Origin of the sequence: Lentzea aerocolonigenes (genome assembly GCF_000974445.1) — a bacterium.
GTDB classification, from domain to species: domain Bacteria; phylum Actinomycetota; class Actinomycetes; order Mycobacteriales; family Pseudonocardiaceae; genus Lentzea; species Lentzea aerocolonigenes.
In genome coordinates this window covers 147,998-174,461 of record NZ_BBOJ01000007.1, presented here as the reverse complement: position 1 = coordinate 174,461, position 26,464 = coordinate 147,998, and the positions used below count along the sequence as shown (strand labels likewise).

The window sequence follows — 26,464 nt, the reverse complement described above, 5'->3', positions numbered from 1 at the left end:
GAGTTGGCGGGTGCTTGAGTGGTGCTGGTCGGCTTGCGTTGGGGCGTGCCGGGGGCGTTGGAACGAACCGGGTGGCGTAGCGCCGGGTCGGCTTGCGGGGGTCGGCTTGCGTTGGGCGTGCGCGGGTCGGCTTGGGGTGGTTCGGTGCGGGTTCCAGCGGGGTTGGTCACCTTTTGCTGGTGTGGTCGCCTTTGTGTTGGTGGGCGCGTGGGTCGTATGACGAGCCGGGTCATTTCATCGCCGCTTCGCGACGATTGCGATTGGGGCTTGACTTCGGGGCCCTTGCGAGGCGCTGTGTCGGGCGGAAAAGGTCGGATGCTCCGCACCCGCCCGATCCGAAAAGGCTAGCACCTCGCTCCCAAAGTCAAGCCCCAATCGCAAGCGTGCGTGGTTGCGTTTGTTGTTCGGCTCACCTCATTACCGCTTGCCTGCGTTCGGATTGCCCGGTTCGGCTCGGCTTCGCCCTCGCCGCTTGCCTTCGGCTTTGCGGATCAGACTGGTTGTTTCACCCTATCGTGTTCCGCTTTTCCCGTTATCTTGCCGTGATCTTGCGGTAGATTAGAACACGTGATCGAAACCCGCCTCCTCTCCACTGACGAGCTGCTCCGCAGTCTCGTCGACGAGGTGACGGAAATCCGGGTTCGTGAGAATGCCGCGTTGCAGATCGCCGCCGAATTGGATCGGCGCGGAGCCGCGAGCGAACTCGGCTACAGGAATTTGCCGCGGGTGCTGCGGCACGTCGTCCGCTGGGACATCCACATCGCCAAGCGCTGGATCGACAACGCCGCCCTGCTGACCAACGAGATCACCCCGACCGGCAGCGAACTCGCCCCCAAGCTTCCGCTGACGGCGGAGGCGGTGGCCGAGGGCGCGCTGTCGGTCGAGCACGTGGCGGCGGTCGCGGCGGTGATGCAGACCGTGCCCGCCGACCGCGAAGCCGACGTGGTGGGCTACGCCCGCGACTTCGAGCCCCACACCGTCCGCACCCTGGGTGCGAAACTCGCCTACAGCCTCTTCCAAGACGACCCGGAGCCCCGCGACCCCAAGCCTGCGCCGCTGGGCAATCAGCACTCGATGTTCTGGAAGAACGGGCGACTGGAGATCTGCGCGAAGCTCGACAAGGTCACCGGCGCGAAGTACGAGGCGCTGCTCGATCCCTTGGCCAAGCCCCGCCCGACCACCGCTGAAGAGGGCCCGGACCTGCGCTCCCGCGAGGAACGCGAGGGCGACGCCCTGGCCGAGCTGGTCGATCTGATGCTGCGGGCCGACCAGCTGCCGGAGCACGGCGGCGAACCAGTCACCTTGACCCTGACCATGCCCTACGAGGACCTGGCCAACCAGGTCGGCCACGCCACCCTCGACAACGGCGACCGCGTCCCGGTCGAGCAGGTGCGTGAGCTGGCCTGCAACGCGGGCATCATCCCGATGGTCCTGGGCGGAGCGGGCCAGCCGCTGAACGTCGGCCGCAAGACCCGTACCTTCCCGGCTGCAATTCGCCGGACCCTCGTCACGAGGGATCGGGGCTGCGCCTTCCCGGGCTGCGGCAGACCGCCCAGGCAGTGCGACGCCCACCACATTCGCCACTGGGCCAACGGCGGCGACACGTCGGTGGACAACGCGGTGCTGCTCTGCCGCCACCACCACACGCTCATCCACCAGAGCGAGTGGGAGGTCAAGCTGGTCACCGGGATGCCGACGTTCTACCCACCGGCCTGGCTTGACTCCCAACGAAGTCCCCGGCGCAACCTGATCAACACCGCCTAACCACAGCGAAGCGGTGTTGGTGCGGGCCGCCTGGCTACGGGGAGGCGGTGTCGATGAAGGCCGCCTGGCCTACGGGGGCGGTGTCGATGAAGGCGTCCTGACCACGGCGAGGCAGGCTGATGAATGCTGTCCAGGGCACGGCCAGTCACCTCGCCTACGCCTCCGCGACACGGCCAGTCGCCTGGCCGGCGCTGCTGACCAACGGCTGCAACGGACGGCTATTTCTCTCCCAGCACTTTGCTCCTCCCGTGCGTTTCTCTCGTCACGCGGGGCTGTCTCCGCGAGGCCGCATCCAGTACGGCTAATCTCGCGAAGCCGAAGGCAAGCCGCAATGGCAATGGAAGATGGCGATGGCAAAGCCGAGCCGAACCTCCCTTGCCAACGCCACGACGGCGAAGCCGAGCCCCCAACAACCGCGATGGCGAAGCCGAGCCGGACAGGGCAATGCGAACGCGGGCAACCGGTAATGAGGTGAGCCGAACAACAAACGGAACCACGCACGAATGCGATTGGGGCTTGACTTTGGGTGCGAGGTGCTAGCCTTTTCGGATCGGGCGGGTGCGAAGCATCCGACCTTTTCCGCCCGACACAGCGCCTCGCAAGGGCCCCGAAGTCAAGCCCCAATCGCAATCGTCGCGAAGCGGCGATGAAATGACCCGGCTCGTCATACGGCCCAAGCGACCACCAACATAAAGCGACACGAACCAGCAAAAGGTGACCACCCCGCTGGAACCCGCGCCGAACCACCCCAAGCCGACCCGCCCAAATTCCAGCGCAAGCCGACCCCGCGCAACGGCACTCGGCACGCTCCAACGCAACCAAGCAGTCGCAACCAGCCGACCCGCGCCATCCGCGACCGGCCGACGGGCCGACCGGCCGACCGGGCCCTGCGGCTGACCAGTCATCCGCTGTCAGTCGACCAGGCTCGTAGTCCAACCCACCATCCCGTGATCAGCCGACCGGCCCGCAGCCGATCCGCTGATCGGGGCGACCAAGGCAGCCAGGCCAGCCGGGGCAGCCAAGCCAGCCGGAGCAGCCGAGGCGACCAGGCCGGAGCGGCCCTCCTGGCGTGGGCGTTTTGTCGTGCGCTCACGCCGTTACCATTTCCCGTGCTCGCTGGGAAATCACGATGTGTGCGGGGCATCTTGACGGACCGAATGTTAGCGATAACACTCAGCGCGTGACTGACAAGACGATCGACCGCGACGCGTGTGTGGTGGGTGTCGACTTCGGCACCCTGTCCGGCCGCGCCGTGGTCGTGCGCGTCCGTGATGGTGCCGAGCTCGGTACCGCCGTGTCCGAGTACCGCCATGGTGTGGTGGACCAGGTTCTGCCTGCTACTGGGCGGCCGTTGCCGCCGGAGTGGGCGCTGCAGGTTCCGGCCGACTACCTCGACGTCCTGCGCACCGCCGTCCCGCAGGCCGTTGAGGCGGCCGGGATCTCGGCGGAGCAGGTGATCGGCATCGGGACGGACTTCACGGCCTGCACGATGGTTCCGGTTACCGCTGACGGGACGCCGTTGTGCGACCTGCCGGAGTTTGCCGAGAATCCCCACGCCTACATCAAGCTCTGGCGTCACCACGCTGCGCAGGGGCAGGCCGACCGGATCAACGAGCTCGCCCGGCAGCGCAAGGAGCCGTGGCTCGCGAGGTACGGCGGATTGATCTCCTCCGAGTGGGAGTTCGCCAAGGGGCTGCAGGTGCTGGAGGAGGCGCCTGAGGTCTACGCGGCCATGGAGCACTGGGTCGAGGCCGCCGACTGGATCATCTGGCAGCTCACGGGCACGTACACGCGCAACGCCTGCACGGCCGGGTACAAGGGGATTCACCAGGACGGTGCGTATCCGAGCGAGGACTTCCTCAAGCAGCTCAACCCGCAGTTCGAGAACTTCGTGGCCGACAAGCTCGACCACCCGTTGTCCGCGCTGGGCGACAAGGCCGGGACTCTCACCAAGCAGGCCGCCGAGTGGACCGGGTTGCCCGAGGGCATTGCGGTCGCGGTCGGCAACGTCGATGCGCACGTGACCGCTCCGGCCGCGCAGGCGGTGGAGCCGGGGCAGATGGTCGCGATCATGGGCACGTCCACGTGTCACGTGATGAGCGGCGATGTGCTGCGTGAGGTTCCTGGCATGTGCGGTGTCGTGGACGGCGGCATTGTTCCGGGGTTGTGGGGTTACGAGGCCGGGCAGAGCGGTGTCGGTGACATCTTCGCTTGGTTCGTGAAGAACCAGGTTCCGCCCGCCTACCACGAGCAGGCGAACGAGCGCGGCATCACGGTGCACGAACTCCTCACCGAACTCGCTGCCACGCAACGGGTTGGTGAGCACGGGCTGGTCGCGCTGGACTGGCACAGCGGCAACAGGTCCGTGCTGGTCGACCACGAGCTGTCGGGGGTTGTGGTCGGGCAGACGCTGGCGACGAAGGCCGAGGACGTCTACCGGGCGCTCCTCGAAGCCACGGCGTTCGGCACGCGGGTCATCATCGACACCTTCACCGACGCCGGCGTGCCGGTCACCGAACTGGTGATCGCGGGCGGGCTCATCAAGAACGCCCTGCTGATGCAGATCTACACCGACGTCGTGAACCTGCCGCTGTCGGTCATCGGCTCGGCGCAGGGGCCGGCGCTCGGTTCGGCGATGCACGCGGCGGTGGCCGCGGGGGCGTTCGAGGACATCCGCGAGGCCGCCAAGGCCATGGGATCCGTGCGCCGCAACGTCTTCACGCCCATCCCCGAGAACGTCGAGGCCTACGAACGGCTGTTCCTCGACTACCTCGAGCTGCACGACTACTTCGGGCGTGGCGCCAACGACGTCATGCACCGGTTGCGCCAGTACCGCCGTGACGCACTGGAGGCGAAGAACTGATGTCCGTCACGTCGGAGCTGCGCCGCACGGTCGCCGACCTGCACCGCGAGCTGACCAAGTACGAGCTGGTGATCTGGACCGCGGGCAACGTGTCCGCGCGCGTCCCGGGTCAGGACCTGATGGTGATCAAGCCGTCGGGTGTGTCCTACGACGACCTCGGGCCGGACGCGATGGTCGTCACCGACCTGCACGGCAAGCTCGTCGAGGGCGAGTACGCGCCGTCGTCGGACACCGCCGCGCACGCCTACGTCTACCGTCACATGCCCGAGGTCAACGGGGTGGTGCACACGCATTCCCCTTACGCGACAGCGTGGGCGGCGCGCGGGGAGCCGATCCCGTGCGTGCTGACGATGATCGCGGACGAGTTCGGCGGGGAGATCCCGGTCGGCCCGTTCGCGTTGATCGGCGACGACTCCATCGGCAAGGGCATCGTGGAAACCCTGCGCACCAGCAGGTCCACCGCGGTGCTCATGCGCAACCACGGACCGTTCACCGTCGGTGCCACGCCTCGGGCCGCGGTGAAGTCCGCGGTGATGCTCGAGGACGTCGCACGCACCGTCCACTTCGCACTCCAACTCGGCAAGGCCGAACCGATCGAGCAGGAACACGTCGACCGGCTTTACCAGCGCTACCAGAACGTCTACGGCCAGTGAGCCCAGAAGGAGAGCACATGCCGGGCAAGCCCCAGATCTGGTTCCTCACGGGCAGCCAGCACCTCTACGGTCCCGAGACGCTCGACCAGGTGGCCGCGCAGTCCCAGCAGATCCAGCGGATGCTCAGCGACAGCGGCCGGATCAGCACCGAGATCGTGTGGAAGCCGGTGCTGACCGACTCCGCGGCCATCCGCGCGGTCATGCAGGAGGCCAACAACGACCCGTCGTGCGTCGGTGTGATCGCGTGGATGCACACGTTCTCCCCGGCGAAGATGTGGATCACCGGGTTGGACCTGCTGCGCAAACCGTTGCTGCACCTGCACACCCAGCTCAACGAAGCCCTGCCGTGGTCGACCATCGACATGGACTTCATGAACCTCAACCAGGCCGCGCACGGCGACCGGGAGTTCGCCTACATCCAGACGCGGATCGGCGTGGCGCGCAAGACGGTGGCGGGTCACGCGAGCGACCCGCACCTGGCCGAGCGCATCGACGGCTGGGCGCGTGCGGCGGCGGGTGTGGCGCATCTGCGGTCGTTGAAGCTGGCTCGGTTCGGTGACAACATGCGCGATGTCGCGGTGACCGAGGGCGACAAGGTCGAGGCGGAGCTGCGGTTCGGTGTCTCGGTCAACACCTACGGCGTGAACGATCTCGTGGAGAAGGTGGACGCCGTCGCTGACGCGGACATCGACCTGCTCGTGGCCGACTACGCCGAGACCTACCGGCTCGCCGCGGAACTCGCCCGCGGGGGAGAGCGGCACGACTCGCTGCGCTACGCCGCGCGCATCGAGATCGGCCTGCGGTCCTTCCTGGACGAAGGCGGCTTCGGCGCGTTCACCACGAACTTCCAGGACCTCGGCGGACTGCGCCAGCTCCCCGGCCTCGCCGTCCAACGGCTCATGGCCGACGGCTACGGCTTCGGCGGCGAAGGCGACTGGAAGACCTCCGCACTGCTCGCCGCCGTCAAGGCCATGGGCACCGGAACCGGCCGCGGCACCTCGTTCATGGAGGACTACACCTACCACTTCGGACCCGGCACCCCGAAGATCCTCGGCGCCCACATGCTCGAAGTCTGCCCGACCATCGCCGCCGACCAGCCGTCGTGCGAGATCCACCCGCTCGGCATCGGCGACCGCGAAGACCCCGTCCGACTCGTCTTCGACGCCACCCCCGGACCCGCCGTCGTGATCGGCCTGGCCGACCTCGGCGACCGCTTCCGATTGGTGGCCAATGAAGTCACCGTCGTCCCACCCGACGAGCCGCTGCCCAACCTGCCCGTCGCCCGCGCGGTCTGGCAGCCCGCACCGTCACTGTCCACCTCGGCCGAGTGCTGGCTCACCGCCGGCGGACCCCACCACACGGTCATGACCCACGCGGTCGGGGCCGAGACGCTGCGGGACTTCGCCACCATGGCGGCGACCGAACTGGTGCTGATCGACGCCGACACCACGCCGGCGTCCTTCCTCGACCGGTTGCGCTGGAATTCGGCGTACCACCGCCTGGCAAACGGAATCAACTGACTCGAATTAGGACGCAGCAGTCCACTCCGAACGGTCGATTCCACGGGCCGCTTGAACCCCTATTGTCGTTCAAGATTCAACGACAATAGGGGTTAGTGGTGTCACGCAGGCAGTTGCTCGTGGTTGTGGTCCTGCTCACCGGAGCGTGTACCGGAGGACCGCCGGAGTCGGCGCCGTCCACCCGCATGCCCGTCAAGCAGCCTTCGCTCATCAACGAGGACACACGGCCCGAGAACGTCCTTCACTTCGTGCGTGACGTGCTCGACGCACGGACCGTTGAGCTCGCCGACGGTACAGCGGTGCGTGTGGCTCAGCTCGCGGCGCCGCCGGACTGCTGGTCGGCGGGCGCGCTCGCGTTCGCCAGGTCGACCCTGCTGGCCAGCGCCGTCCGGATCAACCGTTTCCTGTCCGGCGAGGTGAACCTGACGCTGGAGGACGGCACCGACTACGCGTTGCTCGCGGTGCAGCGCGGCGTGCTGCGCGCGGAGGGTGCGGACGGCGGACCGCTGATCAGCGCCGAGACGGAGGCGGCCGCCGCCAACAGGGGGCTCTGGGGCCCGCCCTGCAACGGCCTCGACGCCGCCCCGCCCCTCGCGGCTCCGCCGATCCCCAACGCCCCGGGAACTCCGGGAACGCCGGGCACGACCACCAGAGCGGCGCTCCCGCCTCAGTCACCGACCACGACGGAGCCCCGTCCAACCACGACCCAGCCCCGCCCGACGACCACGACGCCACGTCCGCCCGCCCGTGTCTGCGCCGTCGCGTACCGCGTCACCAACCAGTGGCCCGGCGGCTTCCAGGCCAGCGTGACGGTGCGCAACACCGGCACGTCGACGATCAACGGCTGGACCCTCAGGTGGAGCTTCGCCGACGGCCAGACCGTCGACGGCATGTGGAACGCCACGTCGCGCCAGTCCGGTGCGACCGTCAACGCCGTGAACGCGAACTACAACCCGCAGATCGCGCCCGGTGCCTCGGTGCAGATCGGGTTCAACGGTTCGGTGCGCGGCAGGAACTCCGTCCCCGGCGTGTTCGCCCTCAACGGCGAGGCCTGCACGGTGGAGTGATCAGGCGCTGTCCCGGACGACGAGCCGGGACGGGAAGAACGTGGCTCGGCCGGTGTTGTGCCGGTCGAGCACGGCCTGGGCCGCCGCCGTGGCGATCTCCTCCACCGGGTGCGTGCTCGTGGTGAGCGCCGGGCGGCTGAGACCGGCGAACGCGATGTCGTCGAACCCCGCCACCGCCACGTCGCCCGGCACCTGCACGCCGAGCGCGTGCAGTCCGTCCAGGACACCCAGAGCGGTGAGGTCGCTCAACGCGAACACCGCGTCGGTGTCCGGCCACCGCGCCATGATCTCGGCCGCCGCGCGGGCACCGCGGACGGCGGTGAAGTCACCGGGCACGACCCTGGGTTCGCCGCCGCTGTCGTGCAGCACCTGCCGGTAGGCCTCGACGGCACGGTCTCCGCACGGCAGCCAGGCGGGCCCGGTGACCATCGCGATCCTGCGCCGGCCGGTGCGCACCAGGTGCCGCACCACCCCCTCGGTCCCGGCGCGGTTGTCGACGTCGAACGACGGCACGTCACGTGCGCCGACGCCGATCGCGACCACCCGGCCGCGCAGGTTCCGCGGCACGGTCTCGAGCGCCGGCCGCGTCGGGTTGACCACCACGAGGCCGCCGAGCCCGCGGCCGTCGGCGAGCCTCGCGAGTGAGCCGGGATCGTTCAGGGGCAACCAGTGCAGCGACACCCCGACCTCGCGCTCGGCCGCGACGTGCGCGGCCGTGGTCAGCACGCGGCCGACGTACGGATCGTCGAGCACGGCGGCGGTGTGGCCGATGACCGCGATGGCGAGGCGTGTGCCCGTGCGGGTGACCAGTGCGCGGGCGGCGGCGTCCGGCACGTAGCCGAGCGCGGCCACGGCCGCGGCGACGCGGTCGCGTGCGTGTCGTGATGCCGGGCCCTGGCCGGTGACCACACGTGAGGCGGTCGCCCGTGACACGCCTGCGGCCTTTGCCACGTCGTCCAGCGTGGCGGTGCGTTCTGCCGTCATCTCCGCAGTATTGCGGTGGAAGCGCTCTCATGTGTGGGGTATGTACTTTGTGTATCGAGAAAGGGGTACCGGAATGGCGGTCACCGTGTCACGCGATCAGGTCCGATCCGCTGCCGCAGGCGTCGCGGTGACCTTCGGGCTCAACGGCGTGGCCGTGGCGACCTGGTTCGCCCGCGTGCCCGCCGCCCGCGACGCGCTCGGGCTGACGCCGGGTGCGCTGGGGTTGCTGCTGCTGTCCATGTCCGCGGGCGCGTTCCTGGCGATGCTCACCGCCGGAGAGGTCACGCACCGGCTCGGGCCCAAGCGCACGGTGTACGTGTCGGCGGTGGTCGTCTCCGCGGGGCTTGCCACAGCGGGCGTCGGCATCGGGGCGTTCCCGTCGGTGCTGCTGACGGGGATCGGGATCTTCGTGCTCGGGTACGGCTCCGGCACGTGCGACGTGGCGATGAACGTGGAAGCGGCGGAGGTGGAACGCGCTCTCGGCCGCACGGTCATGCCGCGGTTCCACGCCATGTGGAGCCTCGGCACCGTGGCCGCCGCCGGTCTCGCGTCCCTGGCCGCCTGGGTGCTCCTGCCGGTGACCGCGCACCTGGCCGTGGTGGCGGCGATCGTCGCGGCAGGCACGCTGCTCGCGGCGCGCGCCTACAAACTGGCCGGTGAGGCGGAGCAGGGTCAGAGCAGCGGGGTCATGGCCGCCTGGCGGGAGCCGCGCACGCTGCTGATCGGGCTGCTCGTGCTGGTGCTCGCGTTCACCGAGGGCACTGCGAACGACTGGGTGGCGGTGGCGTTCATCGACGGCTACCAGGTCGACCCCGCGACGGGCGCGATCGTGTTCGGCGTGTTCGTCACGACGATGACGTTCGGCCGGATCTTCGGCACGATCGCGCTGGACCGCTGGGGTCGCGTGCCGGTGCTCGTCACCACGATGCTGCTGGCCGCGTCCGGGGTGGCGCTGGCGGTGTTCGGCGGATCTCCGCTCGTGGCGGTGGCCGGCGTGGCCGTGTGGGGGCTCGGCACCGCGCTGGGCTTCCCGGTCGGCATGAGCGCCGCCGCGGACGAGCCGGAACGCGCGGCCGCCCGCGTGAGCGTCGTCGCCGTCATCGGCTACACGGCGTTCCTGGCGGGACCGCCGCTCGTAGGCCTGCTCGGCGACCACGTCGGCGTCCTGCGCGGCCTGCTGGTGGTGCCGTTGCTCCTGCTGCCCGCACTGGCGCTCGTGCCTGCGATGCGCAGGCCCGCCGAGTCCTGAATTCGGCAATTCGACGGCATTCGACTCGACAGGTCGTCGAATGCCGCGCTGAATTGTCGAATGAATTCGCTCCGTTGACGCACGGCGGACACATTCGTAATATCCGTTTCACGATCGTGGACGGTGTTCAAGAATGTGAATCCTTTCTGAAGGGTATTCCGTCATGCGGCTTTTCGTTGGCGCGCTGGTTTTGGCGTGCGCAGGTGTCGGGGCGGTGAGCCTCCCCGCGCACGCCGGCCACGACCCGGCCAGGGAGGTGTTGCCCGCGGGCGACGGGTGGGCCTCCAGCGGGCCGGGCACGACCGGCGGTGCGGCCGCCCCCGCGAGCAACGTGCACGAGGTGCGCACGCGCGCCGAACTGGTCGCGGCACTGGTCTCCCCGGCGCCGCGGATCATCAAGGTCAGCGGCGTGATCGACGCGAACACCGACGACACCGGGAAACCGTTGGCGTGCAAGGACTACGCGGCCGACGGCTACACCCTGGCCGGGTACCTCGCCGCCTACGACCCCGCGGTCTGGGGCTGGGAGCGCGAACCCGAGGGACCGCTGGAGAACGCCAGGGCCGCGTCGGCGAAGCGGCAGGAGGCGACCATCGCGCTGAACGTCGGCTCGGACACCACGATCATCGGCACCGGCCGCGGCGCCGGGATCACCGGTGGCAGCCTGCGGATCCACGGCGCGCGCAACGTGATCGTGCGCAACCTGACGTTCCGCGACACCAGCGACTGCTTCCCGCAGTGGGATCCCACGGACTCGAGCCCCGGTTCGCCGCCCGGCAACTGGAACTCGCTCTACGACTCGGTGTCCGTGCAGAAGTCCGAGCACGTGTGGGTCGACCACAACACGTTCACCGACGAACCGAACGTCGACAGCACCCAGCCGCTGTACTTCCAGCGGCCGTACCAGGTGCACGACGGCCAGCTCGACATCACCTCGGCCGCGGACCTCGTCACGGTGTCCCGCAACATCTTCAGCGAGCACGGCAAGACCATGTTGATCGGCTCGTCGAACAGCTCCACGACCGACCCCGGCAAGCTGCGCGTCTCGGTGCACCACAACGTCTTCCGCAACGTCCAGGAACGCGCGCCCCGAGTGCGGTTCGGTCAGGTGCACGTCTACGACAACCTGTACGAGGGCTCGCAGGTGTACAGCTGGGGCGTCGGCGTGAAGTCCCAGATCTACGCGCAGAACAACCTCATCCGCGGCATCGCCCCCGAGAAGATCGTCTACAACTGGGGCGGCACGGCGATCACCGACACCGGCAACCTGGTCGACGGCAGGCCCACCAGCCTGGTGGACGCGTTCAACGCCGCGAACCCGGAGAAGAAGCTCGGCACGGACGCGGGCTGGACGCCGACGCTCAACCGAGGCCTCGAACCCGCGCACCGGATCAGGAACCTGAAGGCCGGCGCGCAATCGGCTGGCCGGCATCTGGTGGTGGGCAAGGGTTTCGCGACCGTACAGGCCGCGATCGACGCCGCGCCGGCCGGTGCCGTGATCACGATTCCGAAGGGCGTGTACCGCGAGGTCGTCAAGATCCCGGCGAGCAAGCGCGGCCTGACCCTGCGCGGTGCCACCGGGCGCGCGCAGGACGTCGTGATCGACTACGACAACGCGAACGGCACCAAGAAACCCGACGGCACCACGTACGGCACGTCCGGCAGCGCCACCGCGACCATCGCCGCGGACGACTTCGAGGCGCGCGACCTCACGTTCCGGAACTCCTTCGACCGCAGGCAGCACCCGGAGATCACGAACACCCAGGCCGTCGCGGTGAAGGCCACCGGCGACCGGATGTTCTTCGACCGCGTGCACTTCGAAGGCCACCAGGACACGCTGTACGCCGACAGCCCGAACGTGACCACGAGGTCCCGCCAGTACTACCGGGACTGCGCGATCACCGGTGACGTCGACTTCATCTTCGGCCGTGCCACCGCCGTCTTCGACCGGGCGACGATCACCGCGCTCACCCGCGGCAGCGACCCGAACGGGTACGTGACCGCGGCCAGCACGCAACGTGCCAACCAGCACGGCTTCCTGATCGTCAACTCGAAGATCCGCAGCGACGCGCCCGCCGGAACGTACTTCCTCGGCAGGCCGTGGCACCCCGGCGGCGACCCGGAGGCCATCGCCCAGGTCGTCATCCGCAACACCGAACTGCCCGCCGCGATCAAGCCCGTGCCGTGGACGGACATGTCCGGCTTCCCGTGGCGTGATGCCAGGTTCGCGGAGTACCGCAACACCGGCCCCGGTGCGGGCACCGGCACCGACCGGCCGCAGCTCACCGACGAGCAAGCGAAGCAGTACACGAAGAACGCCTACCTGAGTGGGTGGAACCCGGCGTGAGGACTCGCACCTGGGCGCCGTACGCGCTCATCGCTCCCACCCTGGTGCTGATGGCGGTGTTCCTGGTCTACCCGATCGCGAGCGTCGGGTGGTTCAGCCTCCGCCAGCACACCGTCACGCAGCCGTGGAAGAACGGCTTCATCGGCTTCGAGAACTTCCGCCGGATGCTGTTCGAGGACCAGCTCTTCTGGCAGAGCCTCGCGTTCAGTGCCAAGTGGGTCGTCGTCGAGGTGGGCCTGCAACTGGTGCTGGGCCTGGTCCTCGCGTTGATCGTGAACGAGACGTTCGTCGGCCGCGCGCTGGCACGGTCGCTGGTGTTCTCGCCGTGGGCGGTGTCCGGCGTGCTCACCACGGGCATCTGGATCCTGCTCTACAACCCGTCGACGGGGATCTTCCAGCAGCTCGCGCAGTGGGGCATCGGGGATCCCGGCACCTCGGTGCTCGGCGACCCGGCCACGGTGTTCCCGGCGACCGTTGTCACCGAGCTGTGGCGCGGCGTGCCGTTCTTCGCGATCCTGCTGCTCGCCGACCTGCAGACCATCCCGAACGACCTGTACGAGGCGGCGTCGGTCGACGGGGCCGGGCGGTGGCGCCGGTTCGTCAGCGTCACCCTGCCGCACCTGCGCGACGCGATCGTGCTGTCGACGTTGCTGCGCGCGGTGTGGGAGTTCAACAACGTCGACCTGATCTACACGCTCACCGGCGGTGGCCCGGCGAACCAGACCACCACGCTGCCGCTGTACGTGGCGCGCAAGGCCGTCGACTCGCACGACTTCGGCTACGGCTCGGCGCTCACGATGGCCGGCTTCGTGATCCTGCTGTTCTTCTCGATCCTCTACCTGAGGCTGTCCAAGTTCGGGAGCCGGGCATGACCCAGACCCTCACCCGTCCGGCGACCGTCTCGCCGCCGCCACCGGTGCCGCCGCGGCGCAAGAAGCACCGCGATCCCGGCCGGTACCTCCGGCTGCACCTCCCGCTGCTGCTCTACTTGTTGTTCACGCTCATCCCGTTCTACTGGATGCTCGTGTTCGCGCTGCGGCCGGCGGGGGAGACCGCGCTCGTGCCGTGGCCGATCACGTTCGAGCACTTCGACACCGTGTGGAACGGCATCGGGTTCGGGTTGTTCTTCCAGAACAGCCTGATCATCGCGCTCGGCACGCTCGTCGTGGTCACGGTGTTCGCCCTGATGGGCGGCTACGCCCTGGCGCGCTTCAGGTTCCGCGGCCAGCGGGTGTTCCTGCTCGCGTTGCTGTGCACGCAGTTCATCCCCGGCGCCATGCTGCTGATCCCGTTGTTCGTGATCTTCAAGTCCGCCGGGTTGTTGAACAGCCTCACCGGACTGGTCATCGCGGACACCGCGTTCCAGCTGCCGCTCGCGCTGATCCTGATGAGCGGGTTCGTCCGCAACGTCCCGGTCGAGCTCGAGGAAGCCGCGATGGTCGACGGCTGTTCGCGGCTGCGCGCGTTCTTCGCCGTGACGTTGCCGCAGCTGCGACCCGCGCTCGTGGCCGTCGGGTCGTTCGCATTCATCGGTGCCTGGAACAACTTCCTGTTCGCGCTGATGTTCGCGAGCAAACAGGACAAGTTCACGCTGCCCGTCGGCCTCAGCTACGCGCTGGGGGAGTTCAACACCGACTTCGGGGCGCTCGCGGCCGGCGGTGTCGTCGCCGCGGTACCGGTCGTGCTGGTTTTCGCGGTGGTGCAGCGGTTCCTGGTCCAGGGACTGAGCGCCGGTGCGGTCAAGGGATAGGGGAGAAACATGAGAAGAATGCTGGTCGCACTGGCGCTCGTGCTGAGCGCGTGTTCCGCCGGAGGACAGGACGGGCCCACGACGATCACGTTCTGGGACAACAACGGTGGGCCCGGCCGCACGCCCATCTACGAAGAGCTGATCAAGCGGTTCGAGGCTGCCAACCCGAACATCAAGGTGGAGTACGTCGGCATCCCGAGCTCGTCCGTGCAGCAGAAGTACGACACGGCCATCGCGGGCGGGTCGACACCGGATGTCGGCGGCGTCACGACCTCGTACCTGGCGCACCTGGTGGGGCAGGAGGCGTTGGAGCCGCTGGACGAGCGGGTGGAGTCGGGACCGCTGAAGGGGAAGCTGCTGCCCGGCCTGCTGGAGACGGTGCGGCAGACCTCGATGGACGGCAAGCTCTACGCCGCGCCCGCGTCGGGCAACCTCGACGTCGTCTGGTACCGCTCGGACCTGTTCGCCGAGCAGAAGATCGCCGCGCCCGAGACCTGGGACCAGTTGATCGACGCGGCCGCGAAGCTCACCAAGCCCGCCGACAACAAGTACGGGTTCACCATCCGCGGTGGCGCCGGCTCGATCTTCCAGCTGCTCGCCGAGGCCTACTCCTACTCGGGCGTCGACAAGTTCTACGACGGTGGCAAGAGCACGGTCTCGGACCCGCGCAACGCCGAGCTGGTCGGCAAGATCGCGGGAATCTACAAGAAGTCCACGCCGGAAGCGGACGTCAACAACAACTACACGCAGATGGTCGCCCAGTTCACCGGCGGCACGGTCGCGATGATGCACCACAACCTCGGCTCCACCGCCGACGTCATGAAGGCGCTCGGCCCGCAGAAGGTCGCCGCCATGCCGTTGCCGAAGGGCCCGTCCGGCAAACGCACCGTCGTGCCGAACCCGACCGACGGCTTCGCGGTGTTCAAGGGCAGCAAGAACACCGACGCGGCCTGGAAGTTCGTCGAGTTCCTGACCTCCGCGGAGAGCAACGGGTACTGGAACGAGAAGGTCGGCCAGATCCCGGCGAACACCGACGTGCGCGGTGCCGAGTGGATCCAGAAGAACCCGGCCGTGAAGATGGCGCTCGGCGTGCTGGAGGACCCGGCGACCGTGCTCGTGCCCGCGCCGGTCTACCTGCCGGAGTACTCGTCGATCACCAAGACCGACACCGAGCCGCTGTACCAGAAGGTGCTGCTGGGCCAGCTGCCCGCGCAGGAGTTCCTGAACCAGCTCGCGGCCAAGCTCACGACCGCCCAGCAGGAGTGGGAGAAGCGGAAGTGATCGAACGCGTGGCCGTGCGCACGTTCACCACCACCGCGTGCACGGCCGTGGACCCCGAGGGCCACCGGCATCCGGCGCCCGAGCACGAGGTCACCGAGGCGTTGCTGGAGATCACCGACGCCGACGGCGCCACCGGGTACTGCCCGATCCAGCCGGACCACCTCCGGCCGTCGGTGCTCGAAAAGCACGTGCGGCCGGTGCTGACCGGGCAGGACCCGTGGGACCGCGAACGCCTGTGGCGGCTCATGGCCCGGCGGCAACGCGGATCGGGCGGCGGGTTCACGGACCGTGCGCTCGGTTTCGTCGACACGGCGTTGTGGGACCTCGTCGCGCGCAAGGCAGGGCTGCCCGCGTGGAAGCTCGCCGGCGGCGCCCGCGTTCGGATCCCCGCCTACGCCAGCACGATGTGCGGCGACACCGACGGGCTCGCGACGCCGGACGACTACGCCGACTTCGCCAAGCACCTGGTCTCGGCAGGCTACCGGGCGATCAAGCTGCACACCTGGATGCCACCGGTGCCGGGCGCTCCCAGCGTCTCCCGTGACATCGAGGCGTGCCGGGCCGTGCGGGAGGCGGTCGGACCGGACGTCGCGCTGATGCTCGACGCGAGCCACTGGTACTCGCGGACCGAGGCGCTGCGGCTCGGAAAGGCGTTGCAGGAGCTGGACTTCTACTGGTTCGAGGAACCGATGGAGGAGGCGTCGACCAGCTCCTACCGGTGGCTCGCGGACCAGCTCGACATCCCGGTGATCGGCCCGGAGGTGGCGTGGGGCAAGCACCACACGCGCGCCGAGTGGATCACCTCGGGGGCGTGCGACATCCTGCGGGTCGGGCCGGTCGGTGCCGGTGGCATCACGCCGGTGCTCAAGACCGTGCACCTGGCGGAGGCGTTCAACGTGGACTGCGAGATCCACGGCAACGGATCGGCGAGCCTCACCGTGCTGGGCGCGACCGACGCCGGCCGGTGGTACGAACGCGGTCTGCTGCACCCGCACGTCGACTTCGACCGGACACCGCCGCACCGCCTGAGCATCGCCGATCCGCTCGACGAGAACGGGAACGTCACGTTCTCGGCTCGGCCGGGAATCGGTGACGACTGGAATTTGGAGCACATCGGAGTTCACACACTTGAAGTGTGGTGAGAAAAGCCCCGGCCGGCTGCCGGGGCTTTTCCGCTAGCGGTAGGTGATGTCCGAGGACTTGAACAGGCAGTTGGTGCTGTCCGCACCCGTGCCGATTTTCTTCGGTTCACCGCTGGTGACGCCCTGGTACTTGTCGCAGATCGCAATCTTCTTGCTGCTGTCACCGACGATCGTGATCCGGGAGAACCGCGCGGTGTCGCCGTAGTTGGTGTTGATGCCCACCAGTGCCTTGCCGGGGGAGAACGCGGTGATGTTCTCCAGCACGACGTTCCGCTTGTGCTGCGTCTTGCAGTTGCCGCAGGACCGGTAGAGCTTGCCGAAGTCGTCCACCTGGAAGTTGCGGATGACCATCGTGCCGGGCCCGTTGTGCTGGAACACCTTGTCGGCCGCCTTGCGCGCGCCACCACCGTTGATGGTCATGGTCTGCGACGACGACGTGCCCTTGAACGTGGCCGCGTCCTCGCCGACGTCCTCCCACCACACGTTGGTGAGCGTGCAGGTGCCGAGACAGTGGACGCCGTCCGCAGCCGGTGCGCCGAGCACGACGTTCTTGAGCGACGCGCCGTCGGCCAGCTGGAAGATCGGGTCCTGGTTCTCGTTCTGGCCTCCGGAACCGAGGTTCCCGGTGCCGTAGAACCGTTTCATGCCACCGTCGTAGGTGCCCGACGGCACCTTGACGGTGGCGCTGACCGGCTTCTGGCCGGTCGGGGTGGGAAAGGTGCTGCCCGCTGCCTGTGCCGGTGGTGCGAGAAACAGGGCGAAGGCCGCTGCCAACACCGTTGTTGTCAGTTTCTTCATGTGCGCTCCGCATGCAGGGGATGCGCGGCGGTAAATCGATGGTAGGCGTTTGCTGTTTCTTGTCAACCATTGTCGATGTGTTCGACTCGAATACCTTCGAAATGGTTGACCGGAATGTTGCGAGCTGCTTCCGTGGATGCACCGCCGCTCACTCACAGGAGCGTGGAATGATTCCAAAACGCGCAGCAATTGTTTCGGTGGCCGCTCTGGTCGCCGGCGTGATCTCCGCCCCGCAGGCGTCCGCCGCACCGTTCGGTCTGGTCGGCTGGGCCACCCAGGGCGGTGGCACGACCGGTGGTGGCAGTGCCTCCCCGGTCACCGTCACCACCGCGGCGGCGTTCGTCGCGGCCGTCGGGTCGTCGAGCCCGGCGGTGGTGCGGGTGTCCGGCACGATCTCGCTGCCGAGCATGACGAAGATCGCCTCGAACAAGACGGTCGAGGGTGTCGGGTCGGGCGCGACGATCACCGGTCAGGGCCTCAACATCAGCAACGCGTCGAACGTGATCGTCCGCAACCTCAACTTCCGCGACTGGGGTGACGACGCGATCAACGTGCAGTACTCCACCCGCGTGTGGGTCGACCACAGCAGCTTCTCCAACGGCTACGACGGCGCGGTCGACGTCAAGCGGGCGTCCGACTACGTCACCGTGTCCTGGAACAAGTTCTCCAGTCACAACAAGACGATGCTGCTCGGCCACAGCGACGGCAACGGCTCGGAGGACAGGGGCAAGCTGCGGGTGACCTACCACCACAACTGGTTCGCCGGCACGCAGCAACGGCACCCGCGCGTGCGGTTCGGCAACCCGGTGCACGTCTACAACAACTATTACGGCGGTGTGACCGACTACGGCGTCGCGTCGACCGTCGAGGCCGGTGTACTCGTCGAAAGCAACTACTTCGAGAACACCAAGGATCCGTTCCACCGCGGTGAGGGCAGCTCGCCCGGTGGTGCGCTCGTCGCGCGCAACAACCACTTCGTCAACTCGGGCGCGGGCGACCAGGGCGGCTCGGTGAAGAGCCTTCCCTATTCGTACCCGCTCGACGGCGCGAGCAGCGTGAAGAGCGTGGTCACGGCCGGGGCGGGAGCCGGCCGCGGCTGATGAGAACAGGGGGCGCCCTTCGTGGTGAGGGCGCCCCCACCCTCCTCTGGGACCGCTCCCAGAATTCCACTCGAAGAGAGCAGTAAGAGGATCTCGCAGACGAACCGGTGTTGCGCCGAAAGGCTTACCGGGCAGGACTTTTCGGGCCAGATTCGACTGCACCGGGGGCCAGTTGGCCGATGTGGCCCACGTTACAGTGCCGTGAACTCTGGGAGCGCTCCCAGTTGTCGAGAGGGCGGCGGCATGACTCGACGAACAGTGGCGTTGGCGGTTGCGGCGGTGGTGCTGACCGGCGGGGTACCCGCCGTGGCGGCACCGGCCGCGGTGGCCTGCAGCGTCACCTACCAAGTCACCAACGAGTGGAACAACGGATTCGGCGCGGCGGTGTCCATCCGCAACGACGGAGACGCGTTGAACGGCTGGAACCTGACGTGGACGTTCCCCGACGGGCAACGCGTCACGCAGGGCTGGAACGGCAACTTCACGCAGAACGGCGCGGTCGTGACCGTGACCAACCCGGACTGGGCGCGCACGATCCCGGCCGGCGGCACGGCGCAGGTCGGCTTCAACGGCAGCAAGGGTGCGACCAACCGGCCACCCACGGACTTCGCGGTCAACGGCGTGTCCTGCACCGGCCCGAACAAGGCTCCCACGGTCGCACTGACCGCGCCCGCGTCGGGCAGCACCTACACCCTGCCCGCGCAGATCCCGCTGGCGGCGACCGCGACGGACGACGGCGCGGTGGCGAAGGTCGACTTCTACGCGGACGACCAGCTGATCGCGACGGACACCAGCGCGCCGTACAGCGGCACCTGGACCTCGCCGACGGCGGGCGACCACGTCATCACCGCACGGGCCACCGACGACAAGGGTCTGGCGAGCACGTCCGCGCCGGCCTCGGTCAAGGTGCTGGCCGGACCCGCGGTGCTGGCGACGCCCAGCACGGTCTCGGTCAAGCAGGGTCAGTCGGCGACGTTCGACGTCTCCCTGGCCACGGCACCGAGCCAGCCCGTCACCGTCACCATCGCCCGCAGCGGCAGCACGGACCTGACGGCGACCCCGGCGACGCTCACGTTCTCCAGCACCGCCAAGCAGACGGTCACGGTGACCTCGGCGAACAACGGTGGTGAGCTCGCGACCGCCACGTTCACGGCGTCGGCACCCGGCCACAGCCCGGCGAGCGTCACGGCCAAGGAGATCGATCCGTCCACTTCGGACTTCAACAAGGCCTTCCTGGATCAGTACAACAAGATCAAGGACCCTGCCAGCGGCTACTTCCGCAAGTTCGGCGACCTGCTCGTGCCGTACCACTCGGTCGAGACGCTGATGGTGGAGGCACCGGACCACGGTCACCAGACGACGTCCGAGGCCTACAGCTACTACCTGTGGCTGGAAGCGAGCTACGGCCGCGTCACCGGTGACTGGGCGCCGTTCAAGTCCGCGTTCGCCTCGATGGAGAAGTTCATCATCCCGGCGAAGGCCGACCAGCCGACGAACGACTCCTACAACGCCTCGAAGCCCGCGACCTACGCGCCGGAGCACCCGAGGATGGACCGGTACCCGGCGGTGCTCGACAGCAGCGTCCCGGTGGGCTCCGACCCGATCGCGGGCGAGCTGAAGTCCGCGTACGGCAACTCGGACATCTACGGCATGCACTGGTTGCTCGACGTCGACAACACCTACGGCTTCGGCCGGTGCGGTGACGGCACCACGGCGCCGTCGTACATCAACACCTACCAGCGCGGCTCGTCGGAGTCGGTGTGGGAGACCATCCCGCAGCCTTCCTGCGACACGTTCAAGCACGGTGGCCCCAACGGCTACCTGGACCTGTTCACCAAGGACTCCTCCTACGCCAAGCAGTGGAAGTACACCAATGCTCCCGACGCGGACGCCCGCGTGGTGCAGGTGGCGCTGCTCGCCCAGCAGTGGGCCACGGCGCAGGGCAAGGCCGGTGACATCGCGAACGAGATGGGCAAGTCGGCCAAGATGGGCGACTACCTGCGGTACGCGATGTACGACAAGTACTTCAAGAAGATCGGCAACTGCTCCAGCCCGTCCTGCCCTGCCGGGACCGGGAAGAACAGTGCGCACTACCTGATGTCCTGGTACTACGCCTGGGGCGGCGCGTACGACACGTCGGCCGGCTGGTCGTGGCGCATCGGTGACGGCGCCTCGCACCAGGGCTACCAGAACCCGTTGGCAGCGCACGCTCTCGCGAACGTGCCGGCTCTCAAGCCGAAGTCGGCCACCGGGCAGCAGGACTGGGCGACGAGCCTGAGCCGGCAGCTCGAGATGCTGCAGTGGCTGCAGTCCGCCGACGGTGCGATCGCCGGTGGTGTCACGAACAGCTGGGAGGGCCAGTACGCCGCGCCTCCCGCCGGCACCCCGACGTTCTACGGCATGTACTACGACGCCCACCCGGTGTGGCGCGACCCGCCGTCGAACCGGTGGTTCGGCTTCCAGGTGTGGGGTCTGGAGAGGACCGCCGCGCTCTACCGGCTGACCGGTGACGCGCGGGCCAAGAAGATCCTCGACAAGTGGGTGCCGTGGGCGATCGCGAACACCACGACCGGCACGAACTTCCAGATCCCCGCGGACCTGGAGTGGACCGGTGCGCCGGACACGTGGAACGCCACCAACCCTGGTGCGAACGCGAACCTGCGGGTGCGGGTCCTCAACCGCAACCAGGACGTCGGCACGGCGGCGTCGCTCGCCAAGGTGCTGCTGAACTACGCGTCGAAGTCGGGCAACGCCCAGGCCAAGACGACCGGTGAGGCGCTGCTGACGTCGTTGCTCGCGCACCAGGACAGCCTGGGCATCGCGACGCCGGAGGTCCGCGAGGACTACAAGCGGTTCGACGACACGTACAACGCCACGACCGGTGAGGGACCGTACGTGCCGCCGGGCTGGACCGGGAAGATGCCGAACGGCGACCAGATCGGGCAGAACTCGTCGTTCCTGTCGATGCGGTCCATGTTCCGCAACGACCCGCAGTGGCCGAAGGTCCAGTCCTATCTGGACGGTGGACCTGCGCCGACGTTCACCTACCACCGCTTCTGGGCGCAGACCGAGATCGCCACCGCGTTCTCCCTGCACGCAGAGATCTACGGGTGAGGAGGATCGACATGAGAAAACCAATCGCACTCCTGGCGATCGCCGCGGCGATCGGCGCTCTCCTCGTGCAGACCAGCGCTCCCGCGCTCGCACACGGTTCGATGGTCTGGCCCGGCAGCCGCACGTACCTCTGCTACCAGGACGGTCGCGCCGGCAGCGGTGGCGGTGACCTGCAGCCCACCAACCCGGCGTGCATCGCGGCGGTGGCCCAGGGCGGGAAGCAGCCGTTGTGGGACTGGTACGGCAACCTGATCAGCAACGCCGCCGGGCGGCACCGTGAAATCATCCCCGACGGCAGCCTGTGCGGGCCCACCACGAAGTACGACGCCTACAACCTGCCGCGGGCGGACTGGCCGGTCACCCAGGTGACGGCGAACGCCTCGGTGACGTTCAAGTACAACGCTTGGGCGCCGCACCCCGGCACGTGGGAGCAGTACGTCACGAAGGACGGCTTCGACGTCACGAAGCCGCTCAAGTGGTCGGACCTGGAACCCGTGCCGTTCGACAAGATCACCAACCCGCCGCTGGGCAACGGCGAGTACAGCTGGCAGGCCAAGCTTCCCAACAAGTCCGGCCGGCACATCATCTACTCGCTCTGGCAGCGCTCCGACAGCCCGGAGGCGTTCTACAGCTGCTCGGACGTGGTGTTCGGGGGCAGCGTGCCGGACACGCAGCCGCCGACCGCTCCCGGTACGCCGGTCGCGTCCTCGGTCACCGGCAGCTCCGCGCGGCTGGACTGGACGGCGTCGTCGGACAACTTCGGTGTGTCGGAGTACCGCGTCTACCGCGGTGACCAGGTCGTGGCCACCTCGACCACGAACTCCGCCACGGTCCGCGGGCTGACCGCGAACACCGAGTACACCTTCCGCGTGGTCGCGGTCGACTCGGCGGGCAACGCCTCGCCGTCGTCGGCGGGCGTCACGGTGCGCACCGGCAGCGGACCCGGCGCGTGCACGGTCACCTACACCAAGCCGAGCACCTGGAACGGCGGCTTCACGGCGAACGTGAAGATCGCCAACGGCAGCTCGGAAGCCGTGCGCGCGTGGCAGCTCGTCTGGGACTTCCCCAGCGGGCAGCAGCTCCAGTCGTCCTGGTCGTCCACGGTCACCGTGGCGAGCGGGAAGGCGACGGCCAAGGGTGCCGCGTGGAACGCGGACATCGCGGCCGGTGGCACGACGGAGTTCGGGTTCAACGTGAACACGTCGGGTGCGGTGACGGATCCCGTGAACTTCACGCTCAACGGCGTGAGTTGCGCCATCCCGTGATGAGGGTCCTCCTCGCCCTCTTCGTGGTCGGTTCGGTCGTGTGCGCCGTCTTGGTCGCACGCGCCGGACCGGCCCCGGACCCCGGCAAGGGCGTCGACGGCATCGCCGCGTGGCTGAACGACGTCACCGGCGAATGCACCGACGTGCGCAAGGGCGAGGACTTCGCCGCGTTCGCGGGTTCGGTGCGGGCGAAGGTCTACGGGCCGTACATCGCGGAGTGGGGCACCTGTGTGAAGCCGCCCTACGAACGCCTGGGGCTGCTCGTTCTCCGTCCTGGACTGGAGGAGGCGTGGCGCGCCGCGCTGGTGCGGGGCGAGGTGCGGGGCGACCCGGACCTCGTGTTCGGAGAGGGGTTCGCGATCACCGGCGTGACCGGCATGGAGCACCTCGGCCTGAAAAGACTCGAGTGCACGCCCACCGCGTGCTCGCTCATCGCGATCAAACACCATTGAGAGACAGGAGATCCTGAGCAATGAGGCTCAACGGACAGAGGCGGTGGGCCGCGGCGGGTGTCGTGGTCGCCTGCGCCGTGGCGACGTTCGGGGTGGCGCTCAGCGCACCCGCGGGCGCGGCACCGGGTTGCCGTGTGGACTACACGGCGAACAACTGGGGCGGCGGCGGGTTCGGCGGCAAGGTGAAGATCACCAACCTGGGTGACGCGCTGTCGAACTGGACCCTGAAGTTCACGTTCCCCGGCTCGCAGCGCGTGACCCAGGGGTGGAGCGCGAACTGGACGCAGTCGGGCGCGGACGTGACCGCGACCAGCATGTCGTGGAACGGCAGCCTGGGTACCGGCGCGGCCACCGAGATCGGCTTCAACGGCAGCTACAGCGGCACGAACACCGACCCGGCGACGTTCACGCTCAACGGGACGACGTGCACGGGCGTGGTGCCGACGAGCACGACCACCACGACGACGACCACGAGCGGGAACCCCAACCCGAACCCCGGCAACCGGGTCGACAACCCGTACGCGAACGCGAAGATGTACGTGAACCCGGACTGGTCGGCGAAGGCCGCGGCCGAGCCGGGCGGCAGCCGCGTCGCGAACCAGCCGACCGGTGTGTGGATCGACCGCATCGCGGCGATCACCGGCACGGTCGACGGCCGTGGCATCGAAGGACACCTGAACGAGGCGGTGCGCCAGGCGGCGGGCTCACCACTCGTGATCCAGTTCGTGATCTACAACCTGCCCGGTCGCGACTGCTCGGCGCTCGCGTCCAACGGTGAGCTCAAGCCCACCGAGATCGACCGCTACAAGACGGAGTACATCGACCCGATCGCCGCGATCCTCGCGAAGCCCGCGTACAAGGACCTGAGGATCGTCACCACGGTCGAGATCGATTCGCTGCCGAACCTGATCACCAACGTGACGCCCCGCCCGACCAAGGTCGACGCGTGCGACGTCATGAAGGCGAACGGCAACTACATCACCGGTGTCGGCTACGCACTCGCGAAGCTGGGCGCGATCCCGAACGTCTACAACTACCTCGACATCGGCCACCACGGCTGGATCGGCTGGGACGACAACTTCGGCCCGACGGCCGAGCTGCTGTTCCAGGCGGCCAACGCGTCCGGTAGCACGAAGGCGAACGTCCACGGGTTCATCGCCAACACCGCGAACTACGGTGCGCTGAAGGAGCCGTACTTCACGATCGACGACTCCGTGAACGGCACGTCCGTGCGTCAGTCGAAGTGGGTGGACTGGAACCGCTACGTCGACGAGCTGTCCTACGCGCAGGCGTTCCGGCAGCGGGCCGTGCAGGCGGGCTTCGACGCGAACGTCGGCATGCTGATCGACACCAGCCGCAACGGCTGGGGCGGCAGTGCGCGGCCGACGGGCCCCGGGCCGAAGACGACGGTGGACACCTACGTCAACGGCGGCAAGCTGGACCGGCGCATCCACCTCGGCAACTGGTGCAACCAGTCCGGTGCCGGCCTGGGCGAGCGGCCGAAGGCGGCCCCCGCCGCGGGCATCGACGCGTACGTGTGGATGAAGCCGCCGGGTGAGTCCGACGGCGCGAGCAAGGAGATCCCGAACAACGAGGGCAAGGGCGCCGACAAGATGTGCGACCCGACCTACACCGGCAACATCCGCAACGGCAACAACATGTCGGGTGCGCTGGCGGATGCCCCGCTGTCGGGCAAGTGGTTCTCCGCTCAGTTCCAGGAGCTCATGCGCAACGCCTACCCGGCGCTGTGACGACCGAGCTGTCCTGAAGACGGCTCCTGCGCGGCTTCCGCCCGCGCAGGAGCCCGCTCGGGGCGCAGGTCGGAGGTTGTGAGCGTGCTCACGACGACCGGTCTGTCGTTCTGTCCGGCAAGTTTCCAGACAGTACGGAATTCGTCTGGACCACAAGGGGACGAGAAATGTTAACGCGAACACGTCTCTTGATGTCATCTGAACGTGCTCCCTATGGTGACGGAACGCTCTGTGAGTGAATGCGTGAAAGGAGGCGGTGTGGTCACCATCGCGGACGTCGCGCGGCATGCCGGGGTCGCTCCGAGCACTGTCTCCTACGTCCTCACGGGCAAGCGGTCGATCTCCGCCGGCACGAAGTCCCGCGTCCGGGAGAGCATCAGGGCGCTGGGCTACCAGCCGCACGCCGCCGACCGGGCCCTCGCCGGCAGTCGTGCGAACGTGATCGGGCTGGTCCTGCCGCTGCGCGCGGGCGTGCACCTGCCCGCCGTGACGCGGTTCGTCAGCGCGGCCGTGACGACCGCGCGCCGGTACGACATGGACCTGCTGCTGATGACCGCGGACGACGGCGCGGCAGGACTGCGCAGGGCGGCGAACAGCTCCCAGGTCGACGGCTTCCTGGTGATGGACGTGGAGATGGACGACGACAGGGTGCCGCTGCTGCGTCAGCTGTCGAAGCCGTCCGTCCTCATCGGACACCCGACGGCGGCGCGAGGCCTCACCTGCGTGGACCTCGACTTCGAGGCGGCCGGCGCGAAGTGCGTCGACCACCTCGCCGACCTCGGGCACCGCTCCATCGGGTTCCTGGGCGCGCCGAGTGCGGTCTACCGCCGCAACGCGGGTTTCGCGCACCGGACGATGAACGGCTTCAGCGCGGCCGCGATGCGCAGGGGAGTGGCGGCGACGGCGTTGTCCGTCGAGGACGACCACGACTCGGTGCTGCGGGCGGTGAAAGCGCTGATCCGCGCACATCCGTCGATGACGGCGCTGGTGGTGCACAACGAGGCGGCGCTCGGCTGGATCAGCGCGTGCCTGCGCGCGGCCGGACGGCAGGTGCCCGGCGACGTCGCCGTGGTGGCGATCTGCCCGGACGACCTCGCCGAGCAGATGTCACCGCCGCTCACGTCGGTGCGGCTGCCCGCGGAGGAGCTCGGGCGGCACGCGGTGGACCTGCTGGTGGCCAAGCTCGACGGCAAGCAGCCGCCACCGCTGATGCTGTTGCCGCCGCGGTTGTCGCGTCGGGCGAGCACTCCGGATCCGGCTGCTGCCAGGGGTGCGGCCGGCTGAGGACGGTGCTGGTCGGCTGCGGAGAGGCGCGGCCGGCCGAGGCCGGGGCCGGTCGTGGACGCGGGCCGGCTGAGATGCGG

At 68.5% G+C, this 26,464-nt stretch carries 19 protein-coding genes; 17 read left to right on the top strand and 2 right to left on the bottom strand.

The genetic code is table 11. The features are described from left to right. Positions 1 to 567 precede the first annotated feature (567 nt). From AOM45_RS15430 to AOM45_RS52335, 5 genes are all read left to right on the top strand, one after another. Positions 568 to 1,764, top strand: coding sequence for an HNH endonuclease signature motif containing protein (locus AOM45_RS15430; protein WP_059362468.1), 1,197 nt, complete (start codon positions 568 to 570; stop codon positions 1,762 to 1,764). Positions 1,765 to 2,944: 1,180 nt separating this feature from the next. After that, positions 2,945 to 4,627, top strand: coding sequence for a ribulokinase (gene araB, locus AOM45_RS15425; protein WP_236703605.1), 1,683 nt, complete (start codon positions 2,945 to 2,947; stop codon positions 4,625 to 4,627). Beyond that, on the top strand, positions 4,627 to 5,280 hold the full coding sequence (locus tag AOM45_RS15420; protein WP_030474300.1) for an L-ribulose-5-phosphate 4-epimerase: 654 nt from the start codon (positions 4,627 to 4,629) through the stop codon (positions 5,278 to 5,280). The genes araB and AOM45_RS15420 overlap by 1 nt, the downstream gene beginning before the upstream one ends. A gap of 17 nt (positions 5,281 to 5,297) precedes the next feature. Further along, entirely contained in the window at positions 5,298 to 6,800 is a 1,503-nt protein-coding gene (araA, locus tag AOM45_RS15415; protein ID WP_059362465.1) for an L-arabinose isomerase, read from the top strand. Positions 6,801 to 6,898: 98 nt separating this feature from the next. Continuing rightward, positions 6,899 to 7,867 (top strand): cellulose-binding domain-containing protein, encoded by a 969-nt coding sequence (locus AOM45_RS52335; RefSeq protein ID WP_201779976.1) that lies wholly within the window; start codon positions 6,899 to 6,901, stop codon positions 7,865 to 7,867. Here AOM45_RS52335 and AOM45_RS15405 read toward each other — a convergent pair whose 3' ends face one another. After that, a complete protein-coding gene (locus tag AOM45_RS15405; RefSeq protein ID WP_030468560.1) occupies positions 7,868 to 8,851 on the bottom strand; it encodes a LacI family DNA-binding transcriptional regulator in 984 nt (327 codons plus the stop codon). It lies immediately after the preceding gene. A 73-nt stretch (positions 8,852 to 8,924) separates the two neighbouring features. Here AOM45_RS15405 and AOM45_RS15400 point away from each other — a divergent pair, with 73 nt between their 5' ends. The 6 genes from AOM45_RS15400 to AOM45_RS15375 all read left to right on the top strand — a co-directional run bounded on the left by AOM45_RS15400 (position 8,925) and on the right by AOM45_RS15375 (position 16,620). Beyond that, positions 8,925 to 10,100, top strand: a complete 1,176-nt coding sequence (locus AOM45_RS15400; protein WP_030468561.1) for an MFS transporter — start codon at positions 8,925 to 8,927, stop codon at positions 10,098 to 10,100. 163 nt (positions 10,101 to 10,263) lie between these two features. Beyond that, positions 10,264 to 12,447 (top strand): pectinesterase family protein, encoded by a 2,184-nt coding sequence (locus AOM45_RS52880; RefSeq protein ID WP_081902220.1) that lies wholly within the window; start codon positions 10,264 to 10,266, stop codon positions 12,445 to 12,447. After that, the gene (locus tag AOM45_RS15390) at positions 12,444 to 13,319 is read left to right on the top strand and encodes a carbohydrate ABC transporter permease (protein WP_035910749.1); all 876 of its coding nucleotides are present in this window, start codon (positions 12,444 to 12,446) and stop codon (positions 13,317 to 13,319) included. The genes AOM45_RS52880 and AOM45_RS15390 overlap by 4 nt, the downstream gene beginning before the upstream one ends. Beyond that, positions 13,316 to 14,197 carry a carbohydrate ABC transporter permease gene (locus AOM45_RS15385; RefSeq protein ID WP_030468564.1) on the top strand — a complete coding sequence of 294 codons (882 nt, stop codon included), beginning with the start codon at positions 13,316 to 13,318 and terminating at the stop codon, positions 14,195 to 14,197. Before AOM45_RS15390 ends, AOM45_RS15385 begins: the two co-directional genes overlap by 4 nt. 9 nt (positions 14,198 to 14,206) lie before the next feature. Beyond that, complete coding sequence (locus AOM45_RS15380; protein ID WP_030468565.1) at positions 14,207 to 15,478, top strand: ABC transporter substrate-binding protein; 1,272 nt, start codon at positions 14,207 to 14,209, stop codon at positions 15,476 to 15,478. Further along, positions 15,475 to 16,620 (top strand): enolase C-terminal domain-like protein, encoded by a 1,146-nt coding sequence (locus AOM45_RS15375; protein ID WP_030468566.1) that lies wholly within the window; start codon positions 15,475 to 15,477, stop codon positions 16,618 to 16,620. Before AOM45_RS15380 ends, AOM45_RS15375 begins: the two co-directional genes overlap by 4 nt. Before the next feature lie 33 nt (positions 16,621 to 16,653). Here the strand turns inward: AOM45_RS15375 and AOM45_RS15370 are convergent, their stop codons facing one another. Continuing rightward, complete coding sequence (locus AOM45_RS15370; RefSeq protein ID WP_156093905.1) at positions 16,654 to 17,418, bottom strand: pectate lyase; 765 nt, start codon at positions 17,416 to 17,418, stop codon at positions 16,654 to 16,656. Positions 17,419 to 17,585: 167 nt separating this feature from the next. Here AOM45_RS15370 and AOM45_RS15365 point away from each other — a divergent pair, with 167 nt between their 5' ends. The 6 genes from AOM45_RS15365 (at position 17,586) to AOM45_RS15340 (ending at position 26,384) form a co-directional block, all read left to right on the top strand. Next, complete coding sequence (locus AOM45_RS15365; protein WP_030468568.1) at positions 17,586 to 18,518, top strand: pectate lyase family protein; 933 nt, start codon at positions 17,586 to 17,588, stop codon at positions 18,516 to 18,518. 243 nt (positions 18,519 to 18,761) lie between these two features. Continuing rightward, the gene (locus AOM45_RS15360) at positions 18,762 to 21,632 is read left to right on the top strand and encodes a glycoside hydrolase family 48 protein (RefSeq protein ID WP_030468569.1); all 2,871 of its coding nucleotides are present in this window, start codon (positions 18,762 to 18,764) and stop codon (positions 21,630 to 21,632) included. 11 nt (positions 21,633 to 21,643) lie between these two features. Then, positions 21,644 to 22,897, top strand: a complete 1,254-nt coding sequence (locus AOM45_RS15355) for a lytic polysaccharide monooxygenase (RefSeq protein WP_035910707.1) — start codon at positions 21,644 to 21,646, stop codon at positions 22,895 to 22,897. After that, positions 22,897 to 23,349: a hypothetical protein gene (locus AOM45_RS15350; RefSeq protein ID WP_030468571.1), complete on the top strand. Its 453-nt coding sequence runs from the start codon at positions 22,897 to 22,899 to the stop codon at positions 23,347 to 23,349. Before AOM45_RS15355 ends, AOM45_RS15350 begins: the two co-directional genes overlap by 1 nt. 20 nt (positions 23,350 to 23,369) lie before the next feature. Beyond that, entirely contained in the window at positions 23,370 to 25,100 is a 1,731-nt protein-coding gene (locus tag AOM45_RS15345) for a glycoside hydrolase family 6 protein (protein ID WP_030468572.1), read from the top strand. A gap of 258 nt (positions 25,101 to 25,358) precedes the next feature. Continuing rightward, positions 25,359 to 26,384, top strand: a complete 1,026-nt coding sequence (locus tag AOM45_RS15340) for a LacI family DNA-binding transcriptional regulator (RefSeq protein WP_030468573.1) — start codon at positions 25,359 to 25,361, stop codon at positions 26,382 to 26,384. Positions 26,385 to 26,464: the final 80 nt, after the last annotated feature.